General features: G+C 76.0%; 16 protein-coding genes. 9 read left to right on the top strand and 7 right to left on the bottom strand.

The window, feature by feature from the left end:
* Window positions 1-23 precede the first annotated feature (23 nt).
* On the bottom strand, window positions 24-746 hold the full coding sequence (locus tag WDV06_RS10250; RefSeq protein ID WP_395509328.1) for an SIR2 family NAD-dependent protein deacylase: 723 nt from the start codon (window positions 744-746) through the stop codon (window positions 24-26).
* A 190-nt stretch (window positions 747-936) separates the two neighbouring features.
* Here WDV06_RS10250 and WDV06_RS10245 point away from each other — a divergent pair, with 190 nt between their 5' ends.
* On the top strand, window positions 937-1,422 hold the full coding sequence (locus tag WDV06_RS10245; protein WP_395509327.1) for a hypothetical protein: 486 nt from the start codon (window positions 937-939) through the stop codon (window positions 1,420-1,422).
* Window positions 1,423-1,444: 22 nt separating this feature from the next.
* Complete coding sequence (locus tag WDV06_RS10240; RefSeq protein WP_395509326.1) at window positions 1,445-2,287, top strand: GNAT family N-acetyltransferase; 843 nt, start codon at window positions 1,445-1,447, stop codon at window positions 2,285-2,287.
* Window positions 2,288-2,362: 75 nt separating this feature from the next.
* On the opposite strand, the gene WDV06_RS10235 is transcribed toward WDV06_RS10240, so the two are convergent.
* The 3 genes from WDV06_RS10235 to WDV06_RS10225 all read right to left on the bottom strand — a co-directional run bounded on the left by WDV06_RS10235 (window position 2,363) and on the right by WDV06_RS10225 (window position 3,970).
* Entirely contained in the window at window positions 2,363-2,806 is a 444-nt protein-coding gene (locus WDV06_RS10235; protein ID WP_395509325.1) for a subtilase-type protease inhibitor, read from the bottom strand.
* 239 nt (window positions 2,807-3,045) lie between these two features.
* Window positions 3,046-3,516: a Crp/Fnr family transcriptional regulator gene (locus WDV06_RS10230; protein WP_395509324.1), complete on the bottom strand. Its 471-nt coding sequence runs from the start codon at window positions 3,514-3,516 to the stop codon at window positions 3,046-3,048.
* A 151-nt stretch (window positions 3,517-3,667) separates the two neighbouring features.
* Window positions 3,668-3,970: a hypothetical protein gene (locus WDV06_RS10225; RefSeq protein WP_395509323.1), complete on the bottom strand. Its 303-nt coding sequence runs from the start codon at window positions 3,968-3,970 to the stop codon at window positions 3,668-3,670.
* A 228-nt stretch (window positions 3,971-4,198) separates the two neighbouring features.
* Here WDV06_RS10225 and WDV06_RS10220 point away from each other — a divergent pair, with 228 nt between their 5' ends.
* A complete protein-coding gene (locus WDV06_RS10220; protein WP_395509322.1) occupies window positions 4,199-6,124 on the top strand; it encodes a glycoside hydrolase family 5 protein in 1,926 nt (641 codons plus the stop codon).
* Window positions 6,125-6,260: 136 nt separating this feature from the next.
* Entirely contained in the window at window positions 6,261-8,990 is a 2,730-nt protein-coding gene (locus WDV06_RS10215; protein ID WP_395509321.1) for a DNRLRE domain-containing protein, read from the top strand.
* 124 nt (window positions 8,991-9,114) lie between these two features.
* On the opposite strand, the gene WDV06_RS10210 is transcribed toward WDV06_RS10215, so the two are convergent.
* On the bottom strand, window positions 9,115-9,570 hold the full coding sequence (locus WDV06_RS10210; protein ID WP_395509386.1) for a hypothetical protein: 456 nt from the start codon (window positions 9,568-9,570) through the stop codon (window positions 9,115-9,117).
* A gap of 92 nt (window positions 9,571-9,662) precedes the next feature.
* Here WDV06_RS10210 and WDV06_RS10205 point away from each other — a divergent pair, with 92 nt between their 5' ends.
* Entirely contained in the window at window positions 9,663-9,956 is a 294-nt protein-coding gene (locus WDV06_RS10205; RefSeq protein ID WP_395509320.1) for a hypothetical protein, read from the top strand.
* 22 nt (window positions 9,957-9,978) lie between these two features.
* Here the strand turns inward: WDV06_RS10205 and WDV06_RS10200 are convergent, their stop codons facing one another.
* Complete coding sequence (locus WDV06_RS10200) at window positions 9,979-10,398, bottom strand: hypothetical protein (RefSeq protein ID WP_395509319.1); 420 nt, start codon at window positions 10,396-10,398, stop codon at window positions 9,979-9,981.
* Between the two features lie 269 nt (window positions 10,399-10,667).
* On the opposite strand from WDV06_RS10200, the gene WDV06_RS10195 reads away from it, so the two are divergent.
* Both WDV06_RS10195 and WDV06_RS10190 read left to right on the top strand, forming a co-directional pair.
* Window positions 10,668-12,071, top strand: a complete 1,404-nt coding sequence (locus WDV06_RS10195) for an MFS transporter (RefSeq protein WP_395509318.1) — start codon at window positions 10,668-10,670, stop codon at window positions 12,069-12,071.
* Window positions 12,072-12,240: 169 nt separating this feature from the next.
* Window positions 12,241-12,972 (top strand): peptidoglycan-binding protein, encoded by a 732-nt coding sequence (locus WDV06_RS10190; RefSeq protein ID WP_395509317.1) that lies wholly within the window; start codon window positions 12,241-12,243, stop codon window positions 12,970-12,972.
* A gap of 9 nt (window positions 12,973-12,981) precedes the next feature.
* Here WDV06_RS10190 and WDV06_RS10185 read toward each other — a convergent pair whose 3' ends face one another.
* Window positions 12,982-13,725, bottom strand: a complete 744-nt coding sequence (locus WDV06_RS10185) for an SDR family oxidoreductase (protein ID WP_395509316.1) — start codon at window positions 13,723-13,725, stop codon at window positions 12,982-12,984.
* A gap of 137 nt (window positions 13,726-13,862) precedes the next feature.
* Between WDV06_RS10185 and WDV06_RS10180 the strand changes: the two genes are divergently transcribed.
* Window positions 13,863-14,939: an RNA ligase (ATP) gene (locus WDV06_RS10180; RefSeq protein WP_395509315.1), complete on the top strand. Its 1,077-nt coding sequence runs from the start codon at window positions 13,863-13,865 to the stop codon at window positions 14,937-14,939.
* A 142-nt stretch (window positions 14,940-15,081) separates the two neighbouring features.
* Window positions 15,082-15,999 (top strand): NADP-dependent oxidoreductase, encoded by a 918-nt coding sequence (locus WDV06_RS10175; protein WP_395509385.1) that lies wholly within the window; start codon window positions 15,082-15,084, stop codon window positions 15,997-15,999.
* Window positions 16,000-16,121: the final 122 nt, after the last annotated feature.

Here is a 16,121-nt window from a genome sequence, read left to right as displayed (position 1 = left end):
CGACGGGAGTGTGACGACAGGCCCTAGGCGAAGCGGGCCAGGAGGGCCGGGAGGGCGGTGCCGATCGGTTCGCGGATCACCTCGGCGGCCAGGGAGTCGTACGGGGTCTCCTCCGCGTTGACGATGATCAGCCGCGCCCCGGCCTCGGCCGCCATCCCGGCGAGCGAGGCCGCGGGCTGTACCTGGAGCGTCGTGCCGACGGCGATGAACACCTGGCATCCCTTGGCCACGGCCACGGCCTGGGCGAGCACCTCCGGGTCCAGCCGCTCGCCGAACATCACGGTCGCCGCCTTGAGGATCCCGCCGCAGGACGCACAGTCCGGGTCGGGCTCCCCGGCGGCGACCCGGGCCAGCGCCTCGTCCATCCCCGAGCGGGCGTGGCAGCGGGTGCACACCACCGACCTGGCCGTCCCGTGCAGCTCGAATACCTTCCGCGCGGGCATTCCGGCGAGCTGGTGCAGCCCGTCGACGTTCTGCGTGATGACCCGCACCGGGGTGCCGGCGCGCTCCAGTTCCGCCACGGCCGCGTGGGCCGCGTTGGGGCGGGCCCCGAGAGCGGCGATCTCGGCGCGCATCAGCCAGGAGCGCCGGCGGATCCCGGGATCGGCCATGTAGTGCTCGTACGTCACGAGCTTCTCGGCCTCCGGATCACGGCGCCACAGCCCCTGCGGCCCCCGGTAGTCCGGGATCCCGGAATCGGTGGACATACCGGCCCCGCTGAACACTGCGACAAGCTGCTTTCCCATGCGCCGACCCTAGGCGGCGGGCGTCCCGGCCCGCGAACGATTTCCGCCCCGCCGGGGCGGCTCCGGCACAGCACCCGGGGCCGGCCGGCGCAAGCGGAGGGGCGTTTCTGCGGTGAATCTCCCCCTCCACCGGAGTGAGAACGCGCCGCGCCCCCGGCTGACCCCGCGGGCCGTCGGTTACATACCGGACATGACGCTCACCCCGCCCCGCTCCGGCGCCCTGCTGCTGGCCGCCGCCGTGTCCCTGCTGCTCCCCCTGGTCGCGTCGTCGGCACCGGCGGCCGCCCACGCCGATCCACAGCCCCGCCGTTCCGCGGCCCGCACCCTGAGCGACCCCCTGCCCCGCTGGTACCAGCGGCACACCACGGAGGAGATCACCCGCTTCCTGCGGACCTTCTACGGCAGCCACGGCCCCTCCGCGCAGGACCGGGAGTACCGCGTCTCGCAGCTGCTCAAGGACAAACAGGCGCACGCCCCGGAGACCGACGTCCTGCTGTGCCGACCCGGCACGCCGCGGTCCGTCACCGTCGGCCAGGCCACCGCCATGCCGTCCGCGTTCGTCGGCTGGGCCACCGTCACCACCACCTGGCCCTCCGGGGTCACGGACACCTTCACCGCGTACGTCCGCACCGACTCCCGTCCGATCGTCCTCGACGACGTGATCTGCGCGGGGTGATTTCCGGGGTAGAACAGCCCGCATGACACGTTTCGAAATCACCGGCGCGAGCGCCGCCGACATGGAGATGCTGCGCACCTGGGCCGACGAGGAGGGCTGGAACCCGGGGGACAGCGACCGCTTCGCCTTCGCGGTCGCCGACCCGGACGGCTTCCTCGTCGGCCGGCTCGACGGGAAGCCCGTCGCCTGCATCTCCGCCGTGCGCTACGGCAGCGGCTTCGGGTTCATCGGCTTCTACATCGCCCGCCCCGAGGTCCGCGGCCACGGCTACGGGATCCGGCTGTGGCGGGCCGGGACGGAGCGGCTCGACGGGAGGCTCGTCGGACTGGACGGGGTGGTCGAGCAGCAGGACAACTACCGCAAGTCCGGCTTCCGCTCCGCCTGGACGAACATGCGCTACGAGGGGGTCCCGCAGCCGGGTGACGACGCGGGGGTGGAGATCGTCGACGCGGCCTCGCTGCCCTTCGCCCGGCTCGCCGCCTACGACCGCAGGTTCTTCCCCGAGGCGCGCGACGCCTTCCTCTCCGCCTGGACCGCCCTGCCGGGCCGGACCGCCCTCGCCGCGGTCCGCGACGGCCGGATCGAGGGCTTCGGCGTGATCCGCCCCTGCAGCTCCGCCTCCCGGATCGGCCCCCTGTACGCGGCCAGGCCGGAGGTGGCCTCGGCCCTGGTGCGGCGGCTCGCCGGGCACGCCCCCGACGGGGAGGTGTCGGTGGACGTGCCCGACGTGAACCCGGCCGCGGCCGCCGTGGCGGCCGGTCTGGGGCTGGCCCCGTCCTTCGAGACCGCCCGCATGTACACGGGTCCGGCCCCGGAGCTGGAGTGGGGCGGGCTGTACGGGGTCACGAGCCTCGAACTGGGCTGACGGCCGGGGCCGTGGGGCCGGGCGGCGGTCGGCGGCGCCGCCCGGCCGGTCCGCGGGTCGGGCCCGCCGGCGCGCTCAGACGCCGAAGAGCGTGCCGGTGCTGCTGCGCAGGCCGCAGGGGTTGCCGAAGGTGTAGGTGTAGCTCATCCGCCGGCCCTGCCAGACGCCCTCGGCGGTGACCGTCACCGGGTTCCACTCCCGGGTGCACGCGGTGTCGGGGCGGGGGGCGGCCAGCACGTCCAGCGAAGCCCCGTGCGCCTTCAGCTCGGCGCAGGCGGCGGCCGGTGACGGATGGGTGCCGCCCGGGCGCGGTGCGCACACGAGGGTCGCCGCGCGCAGCACGGTTCCGGTGGCGGCGTTCTGACCGGCCGTCACGCTGACCACGAGCGCGGACGGCGCGTACAGGCTCTGCGCTCCGGTCGGCGCCGCGTCGGCGGCTCCGGTCCCGGCCAGGGCGGTGAAGGCGGTGAGCGCCATTGCTCCGGAAGCCAGTCCCAGACTCCTGGTGATGGACCGCATTTCGAACACTCCTCGGGGTCGGTGTTTCGGATAGCGGACGGGAGTCTTGCCGATCCGGGGCGGGAACGCTCGTTCACACCTCGATTTCTCGTCACTGATCGTGAGCGCATGAGTGCAGTCCGCAGTGGGCGGGGCCGTCGTGACCTGTGAAGGAGGGGTTCCGGGAATCGGCCGAACACGCCCCCCGCACGCGACCGGCCTGGGGCCGGTGGGGCGTGTGGGAGGCGGAGCCGGGGCGGTCAGCGGGTGGGCGTCGGCCGGGGAGCGTAGAGGTCCAGGAGCCGGGTGCGGGTCTGCTGGAGGCGTACCGCGAGGATCCGGCCGACCCAGTGCCCGATGGCGGAGCCGAAGGCGGGGTCGGCGTCCATGAGCAGCCGCACGGCCTGCCCGTCGAACTCGTAGGCCCGCACCGGGGTCATCGCCTCGGCGCTCAGCTGCCAGGTGTACGGCGGGAAGAGCCAGGACCAGCCGACGAGCTCCCCGGGCCCGAGGCTCTCGACGGCCACGGCGCCCCGGTGGCCGCCGGAGGGCAGCGGGACCTCCAGGGTCACCGTGCCGGAGCGCACGATCCAGAAGGCCTCCGCCCGGCCGCCCTCTTCGAAGATCCGGGCGCCCTCGGGGAAATTGACCTCATGGGCGTGGGACATCAGCCGGCCGCGGTGCTCGGCGGACAGCACGGCGGCGATCCGGATGGGGGAAGGTGTGCTCACGACGGCCTCCGTTCAGGACCCCCCGCAACCTTCTGGTCCCCCCAGTGTCGCCGACCCGGGCCGGAACGCGGCACGGCGCGGACCGGGCACCTCGAACCGCCCGCCAGCCGCCCGCTGCCCGCCCGGGCGGCGGGCGCCCCCCGCCCGGCGGCTACTCCTCGGCGCCGGCCTCCAGACAGGCCAGCTCCATCGCGTCGAGCACGGCCTCGTGGCTGCGTCCGCTGAGCTCGGCGACGTTCTCGATCTGGGCCGTCGCCCAGGCGGCCAGGGTCATCACCAGCACGCGCAGCCCGTCCGTCCCGTGCTCGGCCAGGATCGCGTCGGCGACGGCCATCGCGTCCTCGGGCACCCGCTCGGGCGGCTCCAGCCCCGCCAGCCCGCGCAGCATCGCCAGGGTGCGGCGGGAGATCTCCGGGGTGATCTCCGCCAGCCGCATGTCCTCTTCCTCGTCCATCAGCCCCGCCCTCCGGTACCGTCGCCCGACCCCTCAGGGCACGGTAGAGCCGCCCCGCCCCGCACGGGGCGGTTTTCCCCCGGCTCGCCCGCGGGGAGGGGCGGCGCGTGCCCGCGGGTTGACGCGCCGGGAACGGGGTCGCGCAGGCGCCTTCCCTCCCGTGCGACCGGCCGGTAACTTGTCCGCCGCAGCCGCCCGGCCGGGGCGGCCGAACCGGGTGGGAGCCAGATGAAGAGCCTCGTACGGGTGCTGGCGGGCGTGCTGCTCCTCGCGGGCGGCCTCCTGCCGGCCGCCGCCCCCGCTCCCGCCGCCGCGGCGCCCGCACCGGCCCCCGCCCGGGCGGCCGCCGACCCCGCGCCGTGGGCGCCCCCGCTCTCCACCCGGGGCCGCTACATCGTCGACGCCCAGGGCAACCGCTTCCGGCTGCGCTCCGGAAACTGGGACGGCGCCCAGGGCTCCTGGAACGGCTCAGGGGACATCGCCGACCCCGCCACCCACCACGCGGGCCAGGACTCCCACGGCATCCCCCTCGGCCTGGACCGGGTGCCGCTGGCGTCCCTGCTCGCCGACTTCCGCGCGCTCGGGCTGAACAGCGTCCGGCTCCCCTTCTCCAACGAGATGCTGCACACCACCGCCCCCGTCCCGGACGCGGCCGTCGCCGCCAACCCGGCGCTGCGCGGCCGCACCCCGCTCCAGGTCTACGACGCCGTCGTGGCCGCCCTCACGGACGCGGGCTTCGCCGTCATCCTCAACAACCACACCGGGACCACCCGCTGGTGCTGCGGCCTCGACGGCAACGAGCGCTGGAACAGCACCCGTTCCACCGCCCAGTGGGCCGACGACTGGGTCTTCCTGGCCCGCCGCTACCGCGACAACCCCCGTGTGGTCGGCGCCGACCTCTACAACGAGGTCCGACGCGACACCTGGGACGACCCCAACTGGGGCCTCGGCGACAGCCACGACTGGCAGGCCGCCTCCGAGGAAGCCGCGGACCGGATCCTGACCGAGGCCAACCCGAACCTGCTCATCGTCATCGAGGGCATCAACTGGACGGGCATCCCCGCCGACGGCCTCCCGCACGGCCGCCCCGTCCTCACCCCCGCCCGTACCCTCTCCCACACCCTGGTCGTCTCGGACAAACTGGTCTACTCGGCACACTTCTACGGCTACACCGGACCCCACCACAGCGGCGCGACCGGCCTCGGCGAGACCCATGACCCGCGCTACCAGGACCTGAGCCGGGCCGAACTCGAACAGGCCCTCTACGACCAGGCGTTCTTCGTCTCCGCCGAGACGGGCAAGCACTTCACCGCCCCGGTGTGGATCAGCGAGTTCGGCACCGGCGCCGACGAGACCGGCGCCGCCCCGCGCGCCTGGTTCCAGAACACGACCGCCTACCTGGCCGCCGCCGACGCCGACTTCGCCTACTGGCCGCTCGTCGGCTGGAGCACCACCGCACAGGGCACCCCCGGCGGCGACAGCTGGGCGCTGCTCCGCTACGGCCACACCGGGCAGCGGACGGGCGTCCTCGACCCCGCCGACTGGCGCACCGCCCCCTGGACCGCCCTCACCTCGGCCGCGGGCCGCACCGGGCCGGTCCCGGCCACCCCCGCCTGGTACCAGCTCAGCACCGACCACCGGGACCACATCGCCTCGCTGCTCTCCCGGGCCGCCGGAGACTGGGACGCGGGCGCCCGCAAGGCCGTCTGCCCCGACGGCGCCCGCCTGGCGGGCCTGAGCCACACCGGAGGGCGCGGGCTGTGCTCCACCTCGGACCTGCGGGCCCCCGGCGGCGGCCAGACGGTGGTCCGTGACGAGTCGTACGTCCCGGCGGGCGGCGACTGGGCCACCGGCTACACCAAGCTCCAGTGCCCGGCCGGCAGGTTCCTCATCGGGTACAGCCTGCGCGGTGACCGGGTGTCGGCGGCCCTGTGCGCCCCGGCCCGCGTCCCCCTCGCGGGCTCCGGCCGTACGGTCTGGTTCGACCGCGGCGACGACCGCCCGGCCGGGACCCCGGGCGGGGACTACGCCTGGGGCCACTACAAGGGCCAGTGCCTGCCCACCGAGTACGCGGCGGGCATCGCCTTCACCGCCCGCGCCGGCTTCCGCCCCTCCCCGGCGTCCCTGCTGTGCCGGGCGCTGCCGACGGGCTGAGGCCCCCGGGCCCGCGGCCGCCGGCCCTCCCGGCGCGGCGGCCGTTCGGCATGCGGTACGTCAAGTGTGCTGACCGCCGGGGCAATCCGCCCTAGGGTGCGCCCGTACGGACAACGGATACCGAACTGGGGGGTTCATGCGTAGATCCAGAGGTCTGGCAGCCGCTCTCGCCCTGTCCCTGGCCGGCACCGGCGCGGTCGTGGGACTCGGGCTCGTCCCGCAGGCCGCGGCCGTCACCCCGCCCGTGGCCTTCACCGCCGACGCGCTGCCCACCTGGCAGCCCAACGGCATCGTCTGGGCCCTCGCCGAGGCCGGGGGCACCGTCTTCGTCGGCGGCACCTTCTCCACCGTCCGCCCGCCCGCGGGCGGCGCGGGCGGCGAGCAGCCGGCCGTGAACTTCGCCGCCCTCGACGCGGCGACCGGCGCCCCGACCTCCTGCACCCTGTCCTTCACCGTCGCCGCCGGCACCGCCACGGTCCGCGCGCTCACCCTCTCCCCGGACAAGAAGACGCTCTACGCGGGCGGCTACTTCGGCGCCGTCAACGGCACCCCCGTCTCCAGCATGGCCGCCGTCGACGTGGCCACCTGCACCGTGAAGCCGTCCTTCCGCCCCGCCTTCGCCGCCACGGTACGGGCCATCGCCGTCGCCGGCGACACCGTCTACGCCGGCGGCGACTTCCTGACCGTCAGCGGCCAGCCCCGGCAGCGCTTCGCCGCCGTCGCCGCGGCGGACGGCGCGCTGCGCCCCTTCCGGGCCGACGCCGACGAGCCGGGCCGCGCCGTCGAGGTCACCCCGGACGGGAAGAACGTGCTGCTCGGCGGCGACTTCTTCACCGTCAACGGGACGAACACGCACGCCCTGGCCGTCGTCGACTCCGCCACCGGCGCCCTCACCAAGGGCTACCCGGGCTTCATCGAGACCAACTCCGTGGTCAAGGACATCGCGACAGACGCCACGGGCTTCTACACCGCCAACGAGGGCACCGGAGGCGGGGTCTTCGACGGCCGTATCGCCCTCGACCTCTCCGGCTTCGGCCAGCGCTGGCGCGACACCTGCCTGGGCGCCACCCAGGCGGTCCTGCCGTACCAGAACGTGCTCTACAGCGCCTCGCACGCGCACGACTGCTCCAGCGTCGGCGAGTACCCCGACGGGCAGCGCCACCACCTGCTGGCGCAGCCCACCACGAGCGTCGGCAAGCTGGGCTGGGCGCCCGACACCAACGACGGCGTCGGCGAGGGCATCGGCCCGCGCGTGATGACCGTCGGCTCCAAGGGCGGGATCCCGTACCTGTGGGTCGGCGGTGAGTTCACCACCGTCAACGGGACGGCGCAGCAGAGCCTGACGCGCTTCTCCTCCACGGGCGACACGGGCGCGCCGACGGTTCCCCTCGCCAGCGCGGCGAGCGTCAAGCCCGGCGAGGTCCAGGTGCGCTGGCGCACCAGCCTCGACCTGGACGACAGCGCGCTCACCTACCGCGTCTACCGCAACGGAGCGGCCACGCCGATCGGCACGGTCACCGCGGACTCGCTGTTCTTCAAGCGCCCGCAGGCCTCCTGGACGGACACCACCGCCCAGCCCGGGCAGTCGTACACCTACCGGGTGACGGCCACCGACGCGGCGGGCAACACCAGCGCCCCGTCCGCGCCGGCGAGCGTGACCGTCCCGACCTCGCCGGAGGCGTACGCGAACCAGGTCCGGGCGGACGGCGCCCAGCTGTACTGGCGCTACGACGACACGGTGCTGCCGTACGTCGCCGACTCCTCGGACGGCAACCAGGCCGGCGTGCACCACTACGGCCCGGCCCTGCGCCAGAGCCCGGGGGCGGTGGCCGGTGCGAGCACCGCGATCGGCTTCAACGGCACGGACGCGCACGTGTACGGCGACCGCCGCCAGACGGTGGGCGCCACGTACAGCATCGAGACCTGGTTCAGGACGAACACCACCCGCGGCGGCAAGCTCGTCGGCTTCGGCAGCCAGCAGACCAACGGCAGCGGCCACTACGACAAGCACGTCTACATGACCGACGACGGCCGGCTGGTCTACGGGGTCTACACCGGCGCCACCCGCACCATCACCACCGCCGCCGCGTTCAACGACGACAAGTGGCACCACGTCGTCGCCACCCAGGGCCCCGGCGGGATGGCCCTCTACGTGGACGGAGTCCAGCGGGGCACCCTGAACGTCACCACCCACGAGGACTACACGGGCTACTGGCGCGCCGGCTTCGACGGACTCGGCGGCTGGCCGGACCGCCCGACGAGCGAGCACTGGGCGGGCCTGCTGGACGAGACGGCCGTCTACCCGACGGTCCTGAGCGCGGCGCAGGTGCAGAACCACTTCGCCCTCGCCTCCGCCCCGGCGGACTCCACCGTCCAGGTCACCGCGGCCGAGGACACGTACGCCAACGCGGGCGCCCCGGACGCCAACTACGGCACCTCGGGCTCCCTGGCCGTCCGCGGGACGTCGCTGTACACGAGCTACCTTCGCTTCGACCTGCCGGCCGCCCCGGCGGGCAAGGTGCTCAAGTCGGCGGCGCTCAGCGTGAAGACCAGCACCATGGCGGGCGCCGGCACCACGGACACCGTCTCGGTGGTCCCCGTCAGCGGCGCCTGGTCGGAGGCCGGCACCACGTACAACAACCGCCCGGGCACGGGCGCTCCGGCGCTCGGCGCGTTCCCGGGGGTGCCGGACGGCTCGGCGGTGCACACCGCCGGGCTGAACACGGCCGCCGTGGCCGCCGCGCTGGGCGGCTCCTACAGCCTGGCCCTGACCAGCGCCGGGACCGACGCCCTGTGGCTGTGGTCCTCGGAGGCGGCGGCCGCGGAGGCCACCCCGCGCCTGGCCCTCACCTTCGGGGCGCCGTGACCGGGCCCCCGCCCCCGGGGCGGTCGCCGCGCCCTGCGCCTCCCGCACCGCCGGGACCCGGCCTGAGCGGTCACCGGCTTGAGGGGTCACCGGCCTGAGGGGTCACCGGCCTGAGGGGCGCGCCTCACCCTGCCGGGTGGGGCGCGCCCACCTCCAGGAACCGGCGCCCGCGCGGGCCCCGGTACAGCAGGCAGTCCCAGCCGTGGCGCTCCAGTTCCGCCGCGCAGGCCGACAGGCGTTCCCGCTCCTCACCGGCGGCCCCGCTCCCGGGCGGGCCGGCCCAGGTGACCTCCACCAGCCCCTCCGCCCCGGCCGCCACCCGGTAGCCGGTACGGCTGCGCCGGCCGTCGGCGTCCACCGCGGAGGGCGGGAACCCCGCCGCCTCCAGGACGAGGGCCACCGCGCGCGGCATCATCCGCAGCTCCCAGGGGGCGGGCACGCCGACGCCCCCGGTCAGCAGGCGGCGGATCTGCACCAGCCCCTCGTACGCGGTGGCCAGCTCGCCCGCCCGCGCCGGACCCGAGGGGGGCGGGCCGTCACCCGTCGCCGGTTCGAAGCCCTGCCCCTGGGGATCCGCCACCACGCCCGCCCTCCGCCGTCTGAGTACCCCGGTCCAACGGCCTGAGTACCCGCACCGATTCCCCGCCCCGGCACCGCTGCTGGAATGGCGCCATGACCTCGGAATCCCCCCGCCCGCGCCTGCACCGGGTGACCTGCGCCGGCTCCGCCCTCGCCGTGGCCCTCGTCCCGCTCGTGGTGGGCGTCCTGGTCGCCAAGGGGATGGCCGCCGACCCGCACGCCCCGGTCAACGCCCTGATCACCGGTGGCGGCCAGCGCGCCGGACTGCCGCGCGCCGAGTGGAGCCGGCGCGGCCACAGCGCGGTGCGCCGGCTGCGGGCGGCCCGTCGGACGGTCCGCGGCCGGTGCGGGGCGCTCAGGGGAACGGCGGATCCGGGAGCCCGGTGACCCGTGGCCCCGTGCGTACCGGTCAGTGCGCGTACTGGCGGACGCAGAGGTCGACGATCGAGGGCGGGACCACTCCCTCCGCGGCCTGGCACAGCTCCTCCCCGCGCGCCGGGGGCGGTGCGGGGCGGCGCGCCGGCGCGGGCTTGAGGGGCCGGGAGCGGCGCGGCGGGGCCGGCTTCGGCGGGCGTTCGGCCGGCGGGCGCGCCGTCCGGACGGAGGGGGCCGGAGCGGGGTCCGGCGTCGCGTCCGGGACCTCGCCCAGTGGGAGGGGCGGGGGCGGCGGCGGGGTGGGATCGGGGCGGTCGGCGTCCAGGGCGCCGGCGGGCGGCGCGGACCCCTGGGCGGGGCCCGGGCCGTGGTGCGCCGGGGCGACGGAGACACAGCCGGCGCTCGCCAGGAGGGCCAGGAGGGAGAGGGGCAGGGCGGCCCGGCGCAACAGCACCCGACCACCATGCCGCAGTCCGGGTCGGCCCGGCCGCCCCGCTCACGCTTCCGGGTGACGCGGCCGGGACGGGGGAACCACCCGCCACCGTGGTGAACCGATTCTCCACAGGGTCGGCCGAGAAGGGCCCGGACGGCCGCAGAATGGGCACGAACGCGATCGGCGCGGCACGGCAGTGCGGGCGGCGGGGGAGGCGCGACCCCCGGCGCCCGGTGCCGCCGGGCCCCGTTCACCGCCCGTCCGCCTTCACCCCGTACGGAGTGCCGAGCATGACCGAACCCGCCGCGTCCAGCGTTCCCCGAACCGGCGACCGTCCCCTGAGGGGATGGGCGGCCGTCGCCGCCGTCTCCCTCGGGATCTTCTGCCTGATCACCTCCGAACTCCTGCCCATCGGACTGCTCACCCCCGTCGGTGCCGACCTCCACGTCTCCGACGGCACCGCCGGCCTGATGGTGACCGTCCCCGGAATCGTCGCCGGCCTCTGCGCGCCCCTCGTCACCGTCGGAGCCGCCCGCATCGACCGGCGGCGCGTGCTGTGCGCGCTGATCGGCCTGATGGCCGCCGCCAACCTCGCCGCCGCCCTCGCCCCCGGTTTCACCGTCGTCCTGGCCGCCCGGCTGCTCGTCGGCATCAGCGTCGGCGGGTTCTGGGCCATCGCGGGAGGCCTCGCCGTCCGGCTGGTCCCCGCGCACCGCGTCGGCCGGGCCACGGCCCTGATATTCGGCGGCGTCCCGACCGCCTCCGTGCTCGGTGTCCCCGCAGGCACCCTCCTCGGCGAACTCGGCGGCTGGCGGGCGGCCTTCGCCGCCGTGGGCGCCCTCGGCGCGCTCGCCCTGGCCGCGCTGCTCCTGCTGCTGCCCGCACTGCCGCCGGCCGCGCCCGTCACCTTCGCCGAACTCCCGTCCCTGCTGCGGGCCAACGCGGGGGTGCGCACCGGGGTGGCCGTGACCTTCCTGGTGGTCACCGGCCAGTTCGCCGCCTACACCTTCGTCCGGCCGATCCTGCGGGACGTCTCCGGCGTCGACGCCGGGTCCGTCAGCACCCTCCTCCTCGGCTACGGCCTCGCCGGGGTCGCCGGCAACTTCCTGGCCGGTCCGCGCGACCCCCGCCGTACGCTGCTCACCATCAGCACCGCTCTCGCCGGGGTGCTGGCCCTGACGGCCGTCCTGCCGGGCGCCGTCGCCGGGACCTGCCTGCTGCTGGTCTGGGGCCTGTTCTACGGCGGGGTGTCCGTCAGCCTCCAGAGATGGATGCTGAGGGCCGCGCCGCGGGACGCCGAGGCCGCCTCCTCGCTGATGGTGGCCATGTTCAACGTCGCCATCGCCGCGGGTGCGCTCGCCGGCGGGCTCGCCGTGGACCGCGTCCGCGTGCCGGCCGCCCCGCTGACCGGCGCCGCCCTGATGTGCGCCGCCGCCCTCACGCTGGCCGTGCACCTCCGGCGGGCCCGGAGCGGGGAGCCGGGCCCCGGTGCGGCGGACGGAGAGCGGATGGATGGGGCGGATCGGACAGCGGGCTTGACCGGAACCGCCCCGGACGGAAAGAGTCCGCTCAAGAACGACCGTATGAGCCGCACTCCGGAGACGCCCCAGATGCCGATACCCGTCCGCGCCCCGCTCGCCCCGCCCGCCACTGGAGCGGGTCAGGCCCCGTTCGCCCGGCGGCGCAGGGCCTGACCGGCGGGTGGGGGGGGGGGGCCCCCCCCCCCCCCCCCCCCCCCCCCCCCCCCGCCGGGGGGGGGGCGGGCCCGCGGCGCGGCCGGCGGGCGGGGGGGGGGGGGGCGGGGGGGGGGGGGGCCCCCCCCCCCCCCCCCCCCCCCCCCCCCGACCCTGCCGGGAGACAACTGTGTCCCCACACCCCGATGAGAGCGGGCCCGAGCCCGACGACCGCCTGTTCGTCCGCCCCTACGTGGGCGTCCCCGAGAGCCCGTCCGACGCGGCCTACCCCGCCTGGCCGACGCTCGCGGAACCGTCCGAGGCGCTGACCGAACCCCTGCCGCGGGTGCCGTCCGGACCTCCGGCCGGCCCGGTGGCCGCGGCGCCCCGCCACGCGCCCGAGCCGCGGGGGAGCCGGCTGCCCCTGGTGGTCCTCGGGCTGGTGGTGCTGGCGGCCGGAGCGGGCACGCTGGCGTTCCTGCTGAGCGGGTCCGAGCCGGAGACCGCCGAGGCCACCGCCCGCCCGGACCTGGCGATGCCGGTGCTGCCCGCCCGCAGCCCGGGCGCCGGGGAGCCCGAGGTGCGCAGCCAGGCCGCCACCGCGAAACCGTCGTCCTCCGGGCTCACGCGCGGCCCGTCGCCCTCCTCCTCCGCGAAGCCCGCGACGAGTCCGCAGGGCACCCCCGAGGCGTCCGCGAAGCAACCGCCCAAGAACTCCGGAACCCTGCGCTCGGGCGACAAGGGGCCCGAGGTCGCGGACCTCCAGCAGCGGCTCTACGCGCAGGGTTTCACCTACGTCCGGGTGACCGGGGTCTACGACGGTCAGACCAAGCGCGGGGTCGCCCAGCTCCAGCGGGACCGCGACATCAAGGGCGACCCGAGCGGCGTCTACGGCCCGGCGACGCGCGCCGCCTTCGGCTGACGCGGGCGGTCAGCGGCCGCCGGAGACGCGCAGGACCGCACCCGTGGTGAACGAGGCGTCCGGCGAGAGCAGCCACGCGACGGCCCCCGCGATCTCCTCCGGCCGCCCGGGCCGCCCGAGCGGGGTCGCGCCGGCCGTACGGGCGGGGCGGTCCGCGTCGCCCATCGCGGCGTGCATGTCCGTCTCGATGATGCCGGGCGCCACGGCGTTGACCCGGATGCCGTCCGGCCCCAGCTCCTTGGACAGCCCGACGGTGAGGGCGTCGACGCCCGCCTTGGCCGCCGCGTAGTGCACGTACTCCCCGGGGCTGCCCAGGGTGGCGGCCGCGGAGGAGACGTTCACGATGGCCCCGCCGTCCCCCCGCGCCATGTCCCGTGCGGCGCGGCGGCAGCACAGCAGGTAGCCGAGCAGGTTCACCTCCACCACCCGCCGCAGGTCCTCTGTCCGGGCATCGGCGAGACGCCCCAGCGGGCCCGTCACCCCCGCGTTGTTGACCAGCCCGGTGACCCGGCCCAGTTCGGCCCCGGCCACGTCGAAGAGCCGCTCGACGTCATGCTCCCGCGAGGTGTCGCCCCGCACCGTCACGCACCGCGCGCCCGCCGCCCGCACCCGCTCCGCCACGGCCTCGGCGGCCGCTTCCTCGCGCGCGTAGCCCAGCGCCAGGTCGTGGCCCTCCGCCGCGAGCCGGACGCAGGTGGCCGCGCCGATGCCCCTGCTCCCTCCGGTGACGACGGTGACGGGGCGCTGCTCCATAGGGGTCCTCCGAGTCGGACGGCCGCGCGGCCGGTTGCCGGGGCGGGCGCAGGCTAACACCCCTATTTCCGCTGGACCAGCGGAAATAGGGGGCCCGACAGTGGTCCGGCCATCCACAACCGAACCGAGGAGCCGCCATGTCCACGCTGCGCGTCACCGTCGAGGAACTGATCGTCCACGCCCATCCGAACGCCGACGCCCTGGAGCTGGCCCAGGTGGGCCTCTACCGGGCCGTCGTCGCCAAGGGTGCGTACCGGACGGGGGAGTTCGCCCTCTACATACCCGAACAGGCCGTCCTGCCCGCAGCCCTGATCGAGGAGCTCGGGCTCACCGGCCGGCTGGCCGGGAGCGCCCACGACCGGGTCAAGGCCGTCCGGCTGCGCGGGGAGCTGTCGCAGGGCCTGGTGTGCCGGCCCCGCGCCCTCGACGGCGTCGACCTGGAGCTCGCCGCCAAGGAGGGCACCGACTTCGCGGAGGCCCTGGGCATCGTCAAATGGTCGCCACCGGTCCCGACGACGATGGACGGCGACGTCGAGGCGGCCCCCGACCTCCTGCCGTGGGTGGACATCGAGAACCTCCAGCGCTACCCGGGGGTCTTCGAGCCGGGGGAGCCCGTCGTCCTCACGGAGAAGCTCCACGGCACGGCCTGCCTGGTGACCTACCTGGCCGGCGAGGACCGCGTCCTCGTCTCCTCCAAGGGCTTCGGCGCGCGCGGCCTGGCGCTCAAGGAGGACGGGCGCAACGTGTACTGGCGGGCCGTCCGCGGCCACGGTGTCGAGCGGGCCGCCGCCCGGCTGGCCGAGCGGCTCGGCGCCACCCGGGTCGGCGTCTTCGGCGAGGTCTACGGGGCGGGCGTACAGGACCTGTCCTACGGGGCCCGGGCCGGCGACGCCGACACCCCGCCCGGGTTCGCCGTGTTCGACGTGTCCGCCGAGATCGACGGCCGGGTGCGCTGGTTCGATCCGGCGCGGGTGCTGGAGGAGGGCGAACTCCCGCTGGTGCCGCGGCTCTACGAGGGCCCGTACGCCCTGGATGCCGTGCTGGAGCTGGCCGGCGGACGGGAGACCGTCTCCGGGCGGGGCCTGCACCTGCGCGAGGGCGTCGTCATCCGCCCGGCCGTGGAGCGCTACAGCCCGGTCGTCGGCGGCCGGGCCATCGCGAAGGCGGTCAGCCCGGCCTACCTGACCCGCAAGGGCGGCACCGAGTACGAGTGAGCCGGCCGCGCGCATCGCCGCCGCCCGCGTTGCGGGCGGGGCGCGGCGGGCCGTTCGTGGTGGGATGGGGGGAGCGGCGCCGGTTCATCTTCACCGAGAGGGCACACCCATGTCACAGGACCCCCAGGACGGCCGGCCCACCATGCGGGCCATGGCGTACGAGAAGTACGGCGGACCGGAGGTGCTGGCCGAGACCAGGCTCCCGGTCCCCAAGGTCGCTCCGGGCGAGGTCCTCGTCCGGGTGCGGTGCGCGTCGGTCAACCCGGTCGACTGGAAGATCATGGCGGGCGGGCTCGACGGCCTCATGGACGTCGTGTACCCGGTGGTCCCGGGCTGGGACGTGTCCGGCACCGTCGAGCGGGTCGGCATCGACGTCCCCGAGTTCGCCGAGGGCGACGAGGTGATGGCGTACGCCCGCAAGGACTACGTGCACGGCGGCACCTTCGCCGAGTTCGTCTCCGTCCCCGTACGGGCCCTCGCGCGCAAGCCCGCCTCGCTCGACTGGCGGCAGGCGGCCGGCCTGCCGCTGGCCGGGCTCACCGCCTACCAGCTGCTGACCCGCCTCGGCACGGGCGGGGACGACACCGTCCTGGTCCACGGCGCGGCGGGCGGGGTCGGCTCGCTCGGCGTGCAGATCGCCCGCGCGCTCGGCGCCCGGGTCATCGGCACCGCCTCGCCCCGCAACCACGACCGGCTGCGGGAGCTGGGCTGCGAGCCCGTCGCCTACGGGGACGGGCTCACCGAACGGGTGCGCGCGCTCGCCCCCGACGGTGTGAGCGTCGTCGCGGACTTCGTCGGCGGGGTCCTGGACGTCACCACGGCCGTGCTCGCCGAGGGCGGCCGGCACGCCTCCATCGCCGACCACACGGTCCTCGGGGCGGGCGGCCAGTGGATGTGGGTCCGCCCCGTCGGCGAGGACCTCACGGCCCTGGCCCGCCTCGCCGACGAGGGCCGCCTGACGGTCACCGTCGCCGAGACCTTCCCCCTCTCGGCCCTCGCGGAGGCCTTCACCCTCAGCCAGGCGGGCCACACGGCAGGCAAGATCATCATCGAACCCTGACCCACCCGGGCCCCCGGGCCCCCCCCCGGGCCGGGCCCGGGCCCCCCAACGCCCCCCCCCCGGCCCCCCCCCCCCCCGCCGCGGGGGCGCCCCCCCCCCCGCCCCCCCCCCCCCCCCCCGCG

Source organism: Streptomyces racemochromogenes, assembly GCF_044129415.1.
Lineage (GTDB): Bacteria > Actinomycetota > Actinomycetes > Streptomycetales > Streptomycetaceae > Streptomyces > Streptomyces racemochromogenes_A.
The sequence above is the reverse complement of the archived record's forward strand: the minus strand, read 5'-3'. Positions and strand labels throughout refer to the sequence as shown.